This window comes from Microbacterium schleiferi, from assembly GCF_038150145.1.
Taxonomy (GTDB): Bacteria; Actinomycetota; Actinomycetes; order Actinomycetales; family Microbacteriaceae; genus Microbacterium; species Microbacterium schleiferi_B.
Genome location: NZ_JBBWSA010000005.1, coordinates 186,227 through 200,641 on the forward strand (window position 1 = coordinate 186,227; position 14,415 = coordinate 200,641).

Consider the following 14,415-nt stretch of genomic DNA (forward strand, 5'->3'; position numbering starts at 1 on the left):
GGGCTGTCGCAAACCGGGTTCACTCGGGAGGCGATGCGCGATCGGGAGGGCCCAAGTGGAGTACCTGGTCCTCCCGAGTGGTCACGCCCTCCCGAATGAGCGACCGTCAGGGCGACGGATGCCGAGAGCGCCAGGCCGCGCGCGAGATCGCGAAAGCCAGGTGCGGCATGTCGATGTCGCGGTAGTGCTTGACGAAACGCTCGCGGACCGTCATCCCGAGCCGGATCGCGACGTTCATCGACGCGAGGTTCGTATCGCGCACTATCGCGTAGATCTCCGGCACAACGACGTTCGCGAAGCCCCAATCGAGGCACGCGGACGCAGCCTCCGTGGCATATCCGAGACCCCACCGCTGCCGCAGGAGGTGATATCCGACCTCGACGACCTCTGCCGTTGCAGTGCGCTGAACGGTGAGACCGCAGTCCCCGATGACCTCGTCGGTCTCCGCATCCGTCACGGCCCACAGCCCGAACCCGTCGTCGCGATAGCGGCGGAGTTGGCCCTCGATCCAGGTGGCCGTCTCCGCCGGAGAGAAACCATGCTCGTACGCGCTCATCGCGACCTCGTCGCCGAGCACACGATGCAACGCCGAATGATCCTGCGGCGTGAGCTCTCGCAACCCGAGCCGAGCCGTCTGTATGCCCGAGAAGGCAGTCGCCGGCTGGGGAATCACTCGAGGACCCGGATGCCGAGAGCCATGGCCAGGGGCGTCGAGTGCTGCTCGACCTGCCGCGTCGTGAGCGTCGCGCCGCTCAGTCCTGCCGGACTGGTGAACGACAGCGCCTCGAGCCCGCGGAGGTCGAGGTGCTGCGAACGCAAGCCCCGCGAGTCGACCTCATCGGCGTGACATCCCTCGAAGGTGACGCGGGTGAGCGCTGCCTCAGGGAGGTCCAGAGAACCGAACCGGCAGTCCACGAATCGAACATCGGTCACGGTAGACATGCTGAGGTTCGCGTAGTCGATGCGCATTCCACGGAACTCGACGCCGTCGAGCTCGGCGCCGCTGAGTTCGAAAGTCGCGAGTCGCCCGCCGTCGATCGTCACGGTGCGCCAGGCGCTGTTGGGTGCGATCAGCCGCGTCGCACGGATGCCACTGATGAGAACATCACGCACCGAGGCGCCGGTGAGAGTCAGGGAGTCGAGGTCGACATCCGGAATCTCACACTCCGCGATTCTCGCGAACGAGCCGTCTACCTCGCCGCGAAGCGTACCCACACGCACGCCGAGAAGGTCATCGTGACGATCGATCGCCGCAACCGATTCGAGACTCGCCGGAAGGTCGGGGCTGCTCACGCGGGGAGGCAGCGGTTCGGTAGATCCAGAACGAGGCACGCATCCACCCTAGGCGCCGCTAGAATTGAGCAACCAGCACCGATCCGGCCATCACCGGGGAGCTCTCGGAAGAACCGCCCTGCGAGGGGCTCAGTAGAACCGAGCGGGTCAGGCCCGTCATAGCCGCAGTGAGAGGGGTTCGACCGGACGCAGACCGGAAGAGCACGCAGGGTGGTACCGCGGTCCGCGAGGATCGTCCCGGCGCAACAGTCCGTGACCCTTGCGAGATGACATGAGCTATCCCCGCCCCTCCGCCTTCGGCCCCGCTGCCGACGTTTCGCCGAGCCCCCGCTTTCCTGCGATCGAACGCGACGTGCTCGCGTTCTGGAAGCAGGACGACACCTTCCGCGCCTCGATCGCGCAGCGCGACGGCTCCGAGGAGTGGGTCTTCTACGACGGCCCGCCGTTCGCGAACGGTCTTCCGCACTATGGGCACCTCCTCACGGGATACGCGAAAGACCTCTTCCCGCGGTTCCAGACCATGCGCGGCAAGAAGGTCGATCGCGTCTTCGGATGGGACACGCATGGTCTTCCCGCCGAGCTCGAGGCGATGAAGCAGCTCGGCATCACCGAAAAGGCTGAGATCGAGCAGATGGGCATCGCCGCATTCAACGCGAAGGCTCGTGAGTCGGTGCTGACCTACACGCGCGAGTGGGAGGACTACGTCACCCGCCAAGCGCGCTGGGTCGACTTCGAGCGCGGCTACAAGACTCTCGACACGGGATACATGGAGTCGGTGCTCTGGGCCTTCAAGAGTCTCTACGACAAGGGGCTCGCATACGAGGGCTACCGCGTGCTGCCGTATTGCTGGCGCGACGAGACGCCGCTGTCGAGCCACGAGCTGCGCATGGATGACGACGTCTACAAGATGCGCCAGGACCCCTCGGTCACGGTCACCTTCCCGCTGGTCGGCGCGAAGGCCGAGGCGCTCGGGCTCACCGCCGTTCGGGCGCTCGCCTGGACGACGACCCCGTGGACCCTGCCGACGAACCTCGCGCTCGCAGTGGGCCCCGACATCCGGTACGTCGTCGTTCCCGGCGGTCCGAACGGAGCTGCCGATGTGCACCGCACTCCCGGTGGGGAGGCGGATGACGCCGTCGAGGCGACCGCGCACGAGTACCTGCTGGCCGAAGACCTGCTCGCGGGCTACGCGAAGGACCTCGGCTACGAGAGCGTCGAGGATGCTCGCGCGGCGGTCTCGAGCAGCATCCTGGGGTCGGAACTCGCCGGCGTCTCGTACGACCGGCTTTTCGACTACTACGCGGATGCCGAGACCTGGGGCACCCAGAACGCGTGGCAGATCCTCGTTGACGACTACGTCACGACCAGCGACGGTACCGGCATCGTCCACCAGGCTCCGGCCTACGGCGAGGATGACCAGCGAGTCTCGGAAGCAGCCGGCATCCCGACGATCCTCTCGCTCGACGAGGGAGGCAAGTTCCTGCCGCAGGTGACGGATGTCGCCGGCGAGCTCTGGATGGACGCGAACCGCCCCCTCATCCGCCTGCTGCGCGACGGTGGCCGGTTGCTGCGCGAAGCCAGCTACGAGCACTCGTATCCGCACTGCTGGCGGTGCCGGAACCCCCTCATCTACAAGGCAGTCTCGAGTTGGTTCGTGCGGGTGACAGAGATCAAGGACCGCCTGATCGAGCTCAACGAGCAGATCACCTGGGCGCCCGAGAACGTCAAGCACGGCCAGTTCGGCAAGTGGCTCGAGGGCGCTCGGGACTGGTCAATCAGCCGCAACCGGTACTGGGGTTCGCCGATCCCGGTGTGGAAGAGCGACAACCCGGAGTACCCGCGCGTTGACGCCTACGGGTCGCTGGAGGAGCTCGAGCGCGACTTCGGCACGTTGCCGCGTAACGAGGCCGGCGAGGTCGACCTGCACCGGCCGTACATCGACGATCTCACGCGCCCAAACCCCGACGATCCCACCGGTCAGTCGACGATGCGCCGCATCGAGGATGTCTTCGACGTCTGGTTCGACTCGGGGTCGATGCCCTACGCGCAGGTGCACTACCCGTTCGAGAACCACGAGTGGTTCGACGAGCACGCGCCTGCCGACTTCATCATCGAGTACATCGGTCAGACGCGCGGCTGGTTCTACGTCATGCACGTGCTCTCGGGTGCCCTCTTCGACCGTCCGGCCTTTACGGGCGTCTCGTGCCACGGCATCGTGCTGGGTTCGGACGGCCAGAAGATGTCGAAGTCGCTGCGCAACTACCCCGACGTGTCGGAGGTGTTCGACCGTGACGGGTCGGACGCGATGCGCTGGTTCCTCATGTCGAGCTCGGTGCTGCGCGGCGGCAACCTCGTCGTCACCGAAGAAGGCATCCGTGCCGGGGTCCGCGAGTTCCTGCTGCCGCTGTGGAACGCGTGGTACTTCTTCGCCACCTATGCCAACGCGGCATCCGGGCCCGACGGCGCCGGGTACGAGGCATCCTGGCGGACCGACTCGACCGATGTGCTCGACCGATACATCCTGGCTCTGCTGGGCGACCTCGTCACGGGCGTCGCGGCCGACCTCGAAGTACTCGACTCGACGAGCGCTGCCGAGAAGCTCCGCGACTTCGCCGAGGCGCTCACCAACTGGTACATCCGTCGTTCGCGCGACCGGTTCTGGGAGGGCGTCACCGACGACCCGCGCTCACGCGAGGCTTTCGACACCCTCTATACGGTGCTCGAGACGCTCACTCGCGTGGCTGCACCGCTCATCCCGCTGGTGGCCGAGCGCGTCTGGCAGGGGCTCACCGGTGGACGCAGCGTGCACCTGCAGGACTGGCCGGATGCGGCATCCTTCGCCCCCGCGACCGACATCCGCACCGCGATGGATGCCGTCCGCGAGGTCTCCAGCGTCGCCAACGCTCTGCGCAAGAAGGAGGGCAAGCGCGTGCGCCTGCCCCTCTCGCGCTTGACGGTGGCGGTCGCTGATGCCGCATCGCTCGGCCAGTTCGAGGGAATCCTGCGCGATGAACTCAACGTCAAGAGCGTGGAGCTCGTCGAGCTCACTGAGGGTCTGGCGGAGTCCTACGGCATCAGCCAGCGCCTCGCGGTCAACGCGCGGGCAGCCGGACCGCGCCTGGGCAAGCAGGTGCAGCATGTCATCGCTGGGGCGAAGGTGGGCCTGTGGAGCGAGCAGGACGGCGTGATTGTCGTCGACGGCATCGCCCTCGAGCCCGGCGAATACGAACTCACCCTCGAAGCCGGGGGTGTTGCGGAAGGCACGGCGATCGCGCTGCTCGGTGGCGGCGGGTTTGTCCTGCTCGACACGACCACCACGCCCGAGCTTGAGGCTGAAGGGCTCGCGCGTGATGTCATCCGGGCTGTGCAGGACACGCGCAAGGCGGCAGGGTTCGACGTGAGCGACCGCATCCGTCTCGAGGTGGAGTTCGAATCTGAGAGCGACGCCACCGCGGTTGTCGCTGGTTTCGATGCTGCTGACGTCGCGGGGGAGACGCTTGCTGTGGCCTACGCCATCTATGGACCCGGCGAGCAGACCTTCCTCAAGAACTGGTCGCCCGTGGGCGGGATCGAGCACACGGAGCGCGTCGCAGCGGGCACCTATGCAAACGCCGGTGGATTCCGCGTGATCGTCGGCAGGGCCGGAGGAACCGCATGAACGAGCGAGAGCGCGCAGACGCCGTCTACGAGATCCTGCTGAGCCGACAGGGAGAGCAGTGGGTGCAGCCTCGGATCGAGCGGACGCAGAAGCTGCTGGACTATCTCGACAACCCGCAGCGCACGTATCGCGTTGTGCACGTCACCGGTACGAACGGCAAGACCTCAACGAGCCGCATCATCGAGAGCCTTATCCGCGCTCACGGGCTGCGGACGGGCCTATTCACGAGCCCGCATCTCGAGCGATTCACCGAGCGCATCCTCATCGACGGCGAACCGGTCACCGATGAGGCGCTCGTGGCGGCCTGGGATGAGATCGCCCCGTTCATCGACCTCGTGGATGCCGAGCTCACGGCATCCGGTGATGCGGAACTGACCTTCTTCGAGCTGCTGACGGTGCTGGCCTTCGTCGTCTGCGCCGATGCGCCCGTCGATGTGCTGGTTCTCGAGGTCGGCATGGGCGGGCTGTGGGACTCGACCAACACCGCCGATGGCGATGTCGCCGTCTTCGCCCCGATTGATCTCGACCATGCCGCGCGGCTCGGTGACACGATCGAGCAGATCGCCACCGTGAAGGCAGGCATCATCAAGGAGGGCGCGGCTGTCGTGTCAGCGCGGCAAGCGCCATCAGCTGAGGCGGTGCTGCGCGGACAGGCCGGCAGGCGAGACGCCACGTTCGCGATCGAGGGCGACCAGTTCGCGCTTCAGCAGTCTGCCCTGGCCGTCGGCGGTCAGCTGATCTCGGTCCGCGGGCTTGCCGCCGAGTACGCCGATCTGTACCTGCCGCTGTATGGCTCGCACCAGGGCTTCAATGCCGCGCTGGCGGTCGCCGCCGTCGAGGCATTGATCGGGGGCGGTCGCCTGCCGATTGCGGCCGACGTGCTGGTGGAAGGGCTGTCCAGCGTCACGTCACCGGGAAGGCTCCAGCTGATCGGCACGGAGCCGACGGTTCTCGTCGATGCTGCACACAATCCGCACGGCGCGCGAGCTCTCGCCCAGGCCCTCGGCGAATCGTTCGACTTCGACGAGTGGGCACTGGTCATCGGCGTGCTCTCTGACAAGGATGCCGACGGCATCGTGTCGGCGTTGAGCGAGGTCGCGACAGCGTTCTTCGTCACGGCACCCGATTCCGATCGGGCAACGGATGCCGACGCTCTGGCCGACCTGCTCGAGGCGCGGGAGCTCCCCGCCGCCGTCTTTCCTGAGCTCGAGTCGGCTGCCGAGGCCGCGAGGAATTGGGCGAGCTCGGCGCCGCGCCGCGCTGTCATCATCACCGGGTCGGTTGTTCTCGCGGGCGAAGCGATCACGCTCTCGGCAGACAACGAGTGGAAAGCGGGGTCCGGGGCGTGAGCGCGGCCGATCCTGCGTCATCCTCGCGCCCGCGCCGCGCCCGTGGCGCCCGGGAATCCCTCGGATCGGTCGTTCTCGGCTTCGAGTCGATCATCGTTTTCCTCGGCGGGCTCGTGGTCTATGGCCTTCGCGTGCTGCCTGACGGGATCGAGCCGTGGTGGGGGATCGTCGGAGGTTCGGTCCTGGCGCTGTTGATGGTCATCACCGCCGGGCTGCTGCGTCACGCGTGGGCGATCGCTGTGGGCTGGGCTTTGCAGGTCGTCGTTCTGCTGGGCGGCTTTCTCGTGCCCGCACTCGTTATTGTGGCGATCATTTTCGGTGGGATGTGGGCGTATGCAACGATCAAAGGGGCATCCCTCGATGCTCGCAACGCCCGACGCGCGGCACCCCCCGAACCCTCGAACGGAGAATAACGATGTCGACCGAAGAGACCCTCGTTCTGGTGAAGCCCGACGGTGTTGCGAGAGGCCTGACTGGCTCGATCCTCGCGCGCATCGAGGCGAAGGGATACGCCCTCGTCGACATCCGTCTGGTCGAGCCCGACCGCGACCGACTCGAGAAGCACTACGCCGAGCACGCAGGCAAGCCCTTCTACGAGCCGCTTCTCGAGTTCATGATGTCGGGTCCGTCGGTCGCCATTCGTCTTGCCGGCAATCGGGTCATCGAAGGCTTCCGGTCCCTGGCCGGCACGACCGACCCCACGACGGCAGCGCCGGGAACGATTCGCGGTGATTTCGGCCGCGACTGGGGGCTCGCCGTCCAGCAGAACCTCGTCCACGGCTCAGACAGCCCTGAGTCGGCCGCGCGCGAGTTGGAGATCTGGTTCGGCTGAGAACGCCGCGGTGCCGGGTCTGGCCTGCGAGATCCTAGCTACCGTGCGACGGTGAACTCCACCTCGGCAGCGGCGCACGACGCACCCTCAGGACACGTCGCGATGTCCCAGTAGTTCGAGATCGACGCTACGGCCTGACCGGGGCGGATGGTCGGTGGGACAGTGATCGCGACCGAGAACGACCCGTCCGGTTCTGGCGTGACCCGCGCTTGCGCGAGGGGAATCGTCTCGCCGGCGGGATGGATTCGAACGGCCAGCTCCGCGCCGTCGGGCAGCGGGCACGCATCCGTCGTCGAGACTGTCACGATTTTGCCGGGTCGCGGGTTATCGGGTTCAACGGTCAGCGTCGGCACGCAGACTCGTGACGGTTCTGCCATACATGCTGTGAGTGGAGCGCCTGCGATCACCAGGAGCGTTGCCGTCGCGGCGATGCGAATGCACCGATTCATGGCGCAACGCTAGACGTGTAGGCCACAACCCGTCCAGGGATTGCGGAGAGGCTCACAGGCCGAAGATGTTTGTCAGCGCGCGCGTCGGTGCGAGCTGCGCGACGATGACGATGATGCCGTAACTGACAATGGTTGCCAGCGGCACCCACCGCATGAGTCCTTGCGAGAACCGCAGCAGGCCGGGCGATGTTCCGAATGCCCCTGAGCGCATGGCGTGCACGGTGACGGCATAGAACGTCGGAATCGTCACACTCCACGTGACCATGCACCAGGGGCACAGGGTTCCGAGTACGAACAAGCTCTGGCTGATGAGCCAGATCACGAACCCGAACGCGAACAGCATCCCTGCCCAGAACAGGAGCCAGAACCACCGGGCGAAGCGCGCGCCGGCCAGCAGCGCGGCACCGACGACGATCGGTGCGACCCAGCCGCTGAGCCCCAGGATGGGGTTCGGAAAGCCGAAGACGCTGCCCTGCCAGGACTGCAGGTTCGCCGTGCACTGCACCAGGATGCTGAAGTCGCACGACGCGGTCGCGTTCGGGTCTGCGAGCAGATGGAACCGTTCGACGGTCAGACTGAAGGCTGCGTACCACCCGACGATGCCGGCGATGATGAGCCAGATGGCGAGGCCGACAGGGCGACGTGCGGATGCGGCGGGCATGGGTCGATTCTGGCATCCGTCTGGTTAGGAGTCGCCTGAAAGCGCGGGTCTTCGAACCAATGGAGTGTTTGTGCGCCGATAGTGCGATAATTGCGGGGACGAGTCCGCGGCCGCGCCGCGCGACATGTCGTCACAGACTTCCGGGCAATGGCTGCCCGTCGCAGCGTGAGCTTCGAGCCTGCTGCACACCGAGTTGATGAGCGACCTTCGGGTCGCGGAGATGTCGTCGGGCGACGCGCGGGTCGCTCGACAAGGAGTACGCCGACATGGGCGATGAGAACGATGTACAGAACACGACCGAAGCCGACACGGAAGGCGTGCGGGACGACCTGATCGAGGCCGCCATCGCCCCCGAGGTAGAGGAGCAGACGGTCACGGAAGAGTCTCCGGTGGAAACGGCGCCCGCTGAGGTCTCCGTGGAGCAGCCCGCAGCCCCGGCTGCCGACATCGATGATGCTCCACCTGCCGCCGAGCAGATCGACTCCGCCGACGCGCAGGGCGTTGCTGAATCCGAGTCTGTGGAGGAGGGCGTTACGCAGCAGCCCGAGTCCGTCGAACCGGAGAGCACCGACGAGGCTGAGGCGGCCGAGGAGCCGACGGGTCCGCCCACCGCTGTGAGCCTGGGGTTGCTGCCCGAGAACTTCGTGTCTGCGGTTTCGACCGCGCTGATGTTCTATGCGCCTGAGGTCGCGCCTCTCCCCGCACTGCCGGAGGACGAGCCTGACGACTCGGAGCCCTCCGGATCATCGCGGCGCCGCAACCGTCGTCGTGGTGGGGGAGAGCCCCGCGAGGACAACAGGCCAACCGGTTCGCGCCAGCGTCCTGCCGAGGTGATCACCGAGCCCCAGCGGATCAAGGGGTCGACCCGGCTCGAAGCGAAAAAGCAGCGTCGCCGTGACGGCCGCGAAGCGGGCCGTCGTCGCACCGTCGTCACCGAGGCAGAGTTCCTCGCGCGCCGTGAAGCCGTCGACCGCGTCATGGTGGTGCGTTCGAAGAACGGACGCGTGCAGATCGGGGTGCTCGAAGACAACGTGCTCGTGGAGCACTATGTCGCGCGCAGCCAGGATGCCTCACTCATCGGCAACGTCTACCTCGGCCGTGTGCAGAATGTGCTTCCGAGCATGGAGGCCGCCTTCGTCGACATCGGTCGGGGACGCAACGCCGTGCTCTACTCCGGCGAGGTGGACTGGGACTCTGTCGAGACTGGCAACCAGCCGCGCCGCATCGAACTAGCGCTGAAGTCCGGCGACAAGGTTCTTGTTCAGGTGACGAAGGATCCGGTCGGACACAAGGGAGCCCGTCTTACGAGCCAGATCTCCCTGCCCGGCCGCTACCTCGTCTATGTGCCCGGCGGCGCGATGAACGGCATCTCACGCAAACTTCCTGACACCGAGCGTGCGCGACTCAAGAAGATCCTCAAGGAAGTCCTCCCTGAGTCATCCGGCGTCATCGTGCGCACCGCAGCTGAGGGCGCGACCGAAGACCAGCTGACGCGCGATGTTCAGCGTCTGACCGCGCAGTGGGAACACATCAACCGTCAGGTCGAGACCACAGGTGCTCCGGCACTCCTGCACTCCGAGCCCGACCTGCTGGTGAAGATCGTCCGTGACGTCTTCAACGAAGACTTCTCTCGGATGCTCATCCAGGGTGAGGATGCGCTGCACACCATCTCGCGCTACCTCGAGGGTGTTGCGCCCGATCTGCTCGAGCGCGTCTCGGAGTACGACGGTGACGCTGATCCGTTCGACGAGTTCCGGATCACAGAGCAGATCGAGAAGGCGCTGGACCGCAAGGTGTGGCTTCCTTCGGGTGGTTCGCTCGTGATCGACCGCACCGAGGCCATGACGGTCATCGACGTGAACACCGGAAAGTTCGTCGGCTCCGGCGGCAACCTCGAAGAGACCGTGACCAAGAACAACCTCGAGGCCGCTGAGGAGATCGTTCGTCAGCTGAGACTGCGCGACATCGGTGGAATCATCGTTGTCGACTTCATCGACATGGTGCTCGAATCGAATCGTGACCTCGTGCTGCGTCGTCTCGTGGAGTGCCTGAGCCGCGATCGGACGAAGCACCAGGTCGCCGAGGTCACATCCCTCGGCCTCGTGCAGATGACCCGAAAGAAGCTTGGCCTCGGCCTGCTCGAGACCTTCAGCGAGCCCTGCGAGGTTTGCGCGGGTCGAGGAGTCATCGTTCACCACGATCCCGTCGTCAAGCATCGCGCCGCCGCGCCCGGCAATGGTTCGCCGCGTCGGAGTCGAGGTGCGGCATCCGGGAACGGTGCTTCGTCGTCGACGCCTTCGCAGGCGGGCAACGGCACGCACGTGATCACCGAGGGCGTGAAGTCGGCCCTCGCGCAGATTGCGGCATCCACGATTCACGCCCCGGTCGATGCGGCGACCGTTGAGGAAGTCGTCGTGGCGGCGGTGCAGGAAGCGAGTGAGTCGGCACCCGAGAAGCCCAAGCGCCGCAAGAAGAAGACAGAAACCGAGAAGCCCAAGTCCGAGAAGGAACTGCTCCTCGATTCTGTGCTCAACGCCCTTCCCGAGCCCAAGGCACCGGGTCAGGGCCGGGGCCGGCGTCGCGTGACGACCGCCGCGCTGACAGGCACTCCCGTGTCTGCGACGCCAACGGGGTCGGACGACGAGTCCTGAGAGTCGTCGCTAGCCGCCGTGGCGGCGCTCGCGTGCCGTCACACGTAGCCCTGACGCGATGAGGGCACGCACGAGGGTGTGGCCGTCGACCGGCGTGGCGCCGGCCGCTACGAGCTTCTCGTGCGCCTCGGCGGGAACGTCGTAGTGGTCACGGTCGAAGCCGCGGCGGGGGATGTCATTCCGCTCGGCGAACTCATGGAGCTCGGCGAGGTCACTATCGCTGATCAGGTGCGACCACAGCCTGCCGTGCGCCGGCCAGCGCGGGTCGTCGATCAGAATTGTCACGCGCCGATCATAGGCGGTGGTCGGCTCGGCTCAGCGGTGGTGCGCGTCGCTTTGCGAGCATGGTGGGGCATCAGGTAAAGTATTCCTTTGGTGCGTCGTGTGCCGCGTTCCGGACGGCGGCACGTCAGGGCCTCGGTTCCGCACCGCAGCGGTCATCCCCACGGATGGCCCCTCAGACAGACCGGAGCACTGTGCTCCCAGAAGAAACAGGTGTGAAGTGGTTTACGCAGTAGTGCGCGCCGGCGGCCGCCAGGAGAAGGTTTCGGTCGGCACGATCGTCGTTCTCGACCGTCTCGCCGCCAAGGTCGGCGACAAGGTCGAGCTTCCGGCAGTGCTGCTCGTGGACGGCGACACCGTCACGACCGACGCTGCGAAGCTTTCGAAGGTGAGCGTGACAGCCGAGGTTCTCGGCGAAGAGCGCGGCCCGAAGATCGTCATCCAGAAGTTCAAGAACAAGACCGGCTACAAGAAGCGCCAGGGGCACCGCCAGGACCTCACGCGCGTCAAGGTCACCGGCATCAAGTAAGACCCAGGAAGAGGCGCAGTAATGGCACACAAAAAGGGCGCAAGCTCTACCCGTAACGGTCGTGACTCCAACGCCCAGCGACTGGGCGTGAAGCGTTTCGGCGGCCAGGTCGTGAGCGCGGGCGAGATCCTCGTTCGTCAGCGGGGCACGCACTTCCACCCCGGCGCGAACGTTGGTCGCGGCGGAGACGACACGCTCTTCGCGCTCTCTGCCGGCGCTGTGGAGTTCGGCACCAAGGGCGGCCGCAAGGTCGTCAACGTGGTGGCCGCCGCGGAGTGATCTGCAGCTGACACATCAGTTTTCGGAAGGGGCGGGCTTCGGCTCGCCCCTTCCCGTCATCCGGCCCTGATAACCACCCGAAGACAGGAGAAAGCGCATGGTCACTTTCGTCGACCGCGTCACCCTGCACCTTCGTGCGGGCAAGGGCGGAAACGGATGCGTGTCGGTACGCCGAGAGAAGTTCAAGCCGCTCGCTGGCCCTGACGGAGGTAACGGTGGTCACGGCGGCGACATCGTGCTCGTCGCCGACCCGCAAGTGACGACCCTGCTGTCGTACCATCATTCGCCGCACCGGTCTGGTGGCAATGGCGGATTCGGGATGGGCGATAACCGGTCGGGCGCTGCTGGCGAATCCATCGAACTTCCGGTTCCTCTGGGCACCGTCGTGAAAGACCCGTCGGGCGAGGTACTTGTCGATCTCGTTGAGCCGGGAATGCGTTACGTGGTTGCGCCGGGTGGTCTCGGCGGTCTCGGCAATGCCTCGCTCGCCTCACCGAAGCGCAAGGCGCCCGGTTTCGCACTTCTCGGCACTCCCGGCTGGGAAGGCGACGTCGTCCTCGAGCTGAAGACCGTGGCTGATGTTGCACTGGTCGGTTTTCCCTCCGCGGGAAAGTCCAGTCTGATCGCCGCTATCTCAGCCGCACGCCCGAAGATCGCGGATTATCCCTTCACAACGCTCCACCCAAACCTCGGTGTCGTCGAAGCCGGTGACGTGCGCTTCACTGTCGCCGATGTGCCTGGACTGATCGAGGGGGCAGGTAGTGGTCGCGGGTTGGGTCTGGAGTTCCTCAGGCACGTCGAGCGCTGCACGGCGCTCGTTCATGTCTTGGACTGCGCGACGCTCGATCCGGGCCGCGATCCGCTCACAGATCTCGATGTGATCCTTGCGGAACTCGCCGCCTATCCCGTTCCCGAGGGGCAGCTGCCGTTGCTCGAGCGACCCCAGGTCATCGCTCTGAACAAGGTCGATGTGCCCGAGGCTCAGGATCTCGCCGATTTGGTGCGCCCAGAACTCGAGGCACGTGGATACCGGGTCTTCGAGATCTCGACGGTGAGCCGGTCCGGCCTGCGTGAACTGAGCTTCGCGCTGGCATCCATCGTCGCCGAGCACCGGGCCGCGGAGGCCAACACACCAAAGCCCGAACGTGTCGTCATCCGCCCGCGTGGTGCTGAGCAGGATTTCTCGGTTCGCGTCGAGGGTGGTACGTACGGCCCGATCTATCGCATTCTGGGTGCCAAACCCCTTCGATGGGTCCAGCAGACCGACTTCCAGAACGACGAAGCGGTCGGATATCTTGCCGACCGGCTCGAGAAGCTCGGCGTCGAAGACGAGCTGTACCGCCTCGGAGCAACACCGGGCGCGACCGTCGTCATCGGCGGGGACGACGGAGTGATCTTCGACTGGCAGCCCTCGCTGAGTTCGGTGGCAGAGCTGATGACGGCACCGCGCGGCACGGATCCTCGCCTCGACCAGAACTCGCGGCGTACGACCGCGCAACGGCGCGAGCGCTACCACGAGCGGATGGATGCCAAGGCCGAGGCGCGAGAGGAACTCGAGGCCGAACGGCTGGCAGCACGGAGCGGGGCGGAGGACGACGAGCAGTGAGTGTGACCGAGCGCGAAGGTCTCTTCGGCTGCAGACGAGTTGTCGTCAAGGTCGGATCATCGTCGATCAGCGGTGAACATGCCTGGCGCATCGACGCAATCGTCGCGGCGATCGCCGCAGCTCACGAGCGTGGCACCGAAGTCGTTCTCGTCTCTTCGGGAGCTATCGCGACAGCTCTTCCGCTTCTGAAGCTCGACGGCCGCCCGGATGACTTGGCTACCCAGCAGGCGTCGGCTGCGGTGGGTCAGAACGTGCTCATGTGGCGGTACCAGACGAGCCTCGACAGATTCGGCATCCTCGCCGGGCAGGTCTTGCTCACTGCCGGCGATCTCGAGAACGCGACCCACCGCTCGAACGCCCGGCGAGCCATGGAGCGACTGTTGGGACTTCGGATCCTTCCGATCGTCAACGAGAACGACACTGTCGCGACTCACGAGATCCGCTTCGGTGACAATGACCGACTTGCTGCGCTGGTGGCCCAACTCGTGGGAGCAGATGCGCTGGTGCTTCTCAGTGACATCGAAGCTCTCTACACGCGGCCGCCGGACGAGCCTGGCGCAACCCCCATTCACCGTGTGGAACCCGGCGATGATCTGCACGGCTTCCAGTTCGGATCGGTGGTCGTCAACAGCGTCGGGACCGGGGGCGCTGCCACGAAGGTCTCCGCGGCGCGGCTGGCTGCCGGTGCCGGGGTTGGCGTTCTCGTCACCAGCGCCGATCGCGTTGACGAGGCGCTGCGCGGCGAGAACATCGGCACGTGGTTTGCTCCGAACCCACACCCGGTTGCCTCTGCTCTCACCGGGCCCATCACCGTCGATCGGTAGGC

Annotated in this window: 14 protein-coding genes; 9 read left to right on the top strand and 5 right to left on the bottom strand. The window is 66.0% G+C overall.

The genetic code is table 11. The features are described from left to right. Positions 1-106 precede the first annotated feature (106 nt). A complete protein-coding gene (locus tag AADH62_RS07375) occupies positions 107-673 on the bottom strand; it encodes a GNAT family N-acetyltransferase (RefSeq protein ID WP_292729257.1) in 567 nt (188 codons plus the stop codon). Next, a complete protein-coding gene (locus tag AADH62_RS07380; RefSeq protein WP_341578876.1) occupies positions 670-1,293 on the bottom strand; it encodes a pentapeptide repeat-containing protein in 624 nt (207 codons plus the stop codon). Before AADH62_RS07380 ends, AADH62_RS07375 begins: the two co-directional genes overlap by 4 nt. A gap of 271 nt (positions 1,294-1,564) precedes the next feature. Here AADH62_RS07380 and ileS point away from each other — a divergent pair, with 271 nt between their 5' ends. The 4 genes from ileS to ndk are packed head-to-tail and all read left to right on the top strand — an operon-like array spanning position 1,565 to position 7,132. Further along, positions 1,565-4,951, top strand: a complete 3,387-nt coding sequence (gene ileS, locus AADH62_RS07385; RefSeq protein ID WP_341578877.1) for an isoleucine--tRNA ligase — start codon at positions 1,565-1,567, stop codon at positions 4,949-4,951. Beyond that, positions 4,948-6,300 (top strand): folylpolyglutamate synthase/dihydrofolate synthase family protein, encoded by a 1,353-nt coding sequence (locus AADH62_RS07390; protein WP_341578878.1) that lies wholly within the window; start codon positions 4,948-4,950, stop codon positions 6,298-6,300. Before ileS ends, AADH62_RS07390 begins: the two co-directional genes overlap by 4 nt. Then, positions 6,297-6,713, top strand: a complete 417-nt coding sequence (locus AADH62_RS07395; RefSeq protein ID WP_341578879.1) for a DUF4233 domain-containing protein — start codon at positions 6,297-6,299, stop codon at positions 6,711-6,713. The genes AADH62_RS07390 and AADH62_RS07395 overlap by 4 nt, the downstream gene beginning before the upstream one ends. A 2-nt stretch (positions 6,714-6,715) precedes the next feature. Beyond that, a complete protein-coding gene (gene ndk, locus AADH62_RS07400; RefSeq protein WP_228178224.1) occupies positions 6,716-7,132 on the top strand; it encodes a nucleoside-diphosphate kinase in 417 nt (138 codons plus the stop codon). 38 nt (positions 7,133-7,170) lie between these two features. Here ndk and AADH62_RS07405 read toward each other — a convergent pair whose 3' ends face one another. Both AADH62_RS07405 and AADH62_RS07410 read right to left on the bottom strand, forming a co-directional pair. Beyond that, the gene (locus AADH62_RS07405; protein ID WP_341578880.1) at positions 7,171-7,581 is read right to left on the bottom strand and encodes a hypothetical protein; all 411 of its coding nucleotides are present in this window, start codon (positions 7,579-7,581) and stop codon (positions 7,171-7,173) included. 52 nt (positions 7,582-7,633) lie between these two features. Beyond that, on the bottom strand, positions 7,634-8,242 hold the full coding sequence (locus AADH62_RS07410; RefSeq protein ID WP_341578881.1) for a vitamin K epoxide reductase family protein: 609 nt from the start codon (positions 8,240-8,242) through the stop codon (positions 7,634-7,636). A 266-nt stretch (positions 8,243-8,508) separates the two neighbouring features. Between AADH62_RS07410 and AADH62_RS07415 the strand changes: the two genes are divergently transcribed. Continuing rightward, positions 8,509-10,893: an Rne/Rng family ribonuclease gene (locus tag AADH62_RS07415; protein ID WP_341578882.1), complete on the top strand. Its 2,385-nt coding sequence runs from the start codon at positions 8,509-8,511 to the stop codon at positions 10,891-10,893. Positions 10,894-10,902: 9 nt separating this feature from the next. On the opposite strand, the gene AADH62_RS07420 is transcribed toward AADH62_RS07415, so the two are convergent. Beyond that, a complete protein-coding gene (locus tag AADH62_RS07420; RefSeq protein WP_341578883.1) occupies positions 10,903-11,178 on the bottom strand; it encodes a DUF4031 domain-containing protein in 276 nt (91 codons plus the stop codon). Between the two features lie 217 nt (positions 11,179-11,395). Here AADH62_RS07420 and rplU point away from each other — a divergent pair, with 217 nt between their 5' ends. The 4 genes from rplU (at position 11,396) to proB (ending at position 14,413) form a co-directional block, all read left to right on the top strand. Next, positions 11,396-11,704, top strand: coding sequence for a 50S ribosomal protein L21 (rplU, locus tag AADH62_RS07425; RefSeq protein ID WP_195691534.1), 309 nt, complete (start codon positions 11,396-11,398; stop codon positions 11,702-11,704). A 21-nt stretch (positions 11,705-11,725) separates the two neighbouring features. Beyond that, positions 11,726-11,983 (top strand): 50S ribosomal protein L27, encoded by a 258-nt coding sequence (gene rpmA / locus AADH62_RS07430; protein WP_292709323.1) that lies wholly within the window; start codon positions 11,726-11,728, stop codon positions 11,981-11,983. A 97-nt stretch (positions 11,984-12,080) separates the two neighbouring features. Beyond that, positions 12,081-13,589, top strand: coding sequence for a GTPase ObgE (gene obgE, locus AADH62_RS07435; protein WP_341578884.1), 1,509 nt, complete (start codon positions 12,081-12,083; stop codon positions 13,587-13,589). Then, a complete protein-coding gene (gene proB / locus AADH62_RS07440) occupies positions 13,586-14,413 on the top strand; it encodes a glutamate 5-kinase (RefSeq protein WP_341578885.1) in 828 nt (275 codons plus the stop codon). The genes obgE and proB overlap by 4 nt, the downstream gene beginning before the upstream one ends. Positions 14,414-14,415: the final 2 nt, after the last annotated feature.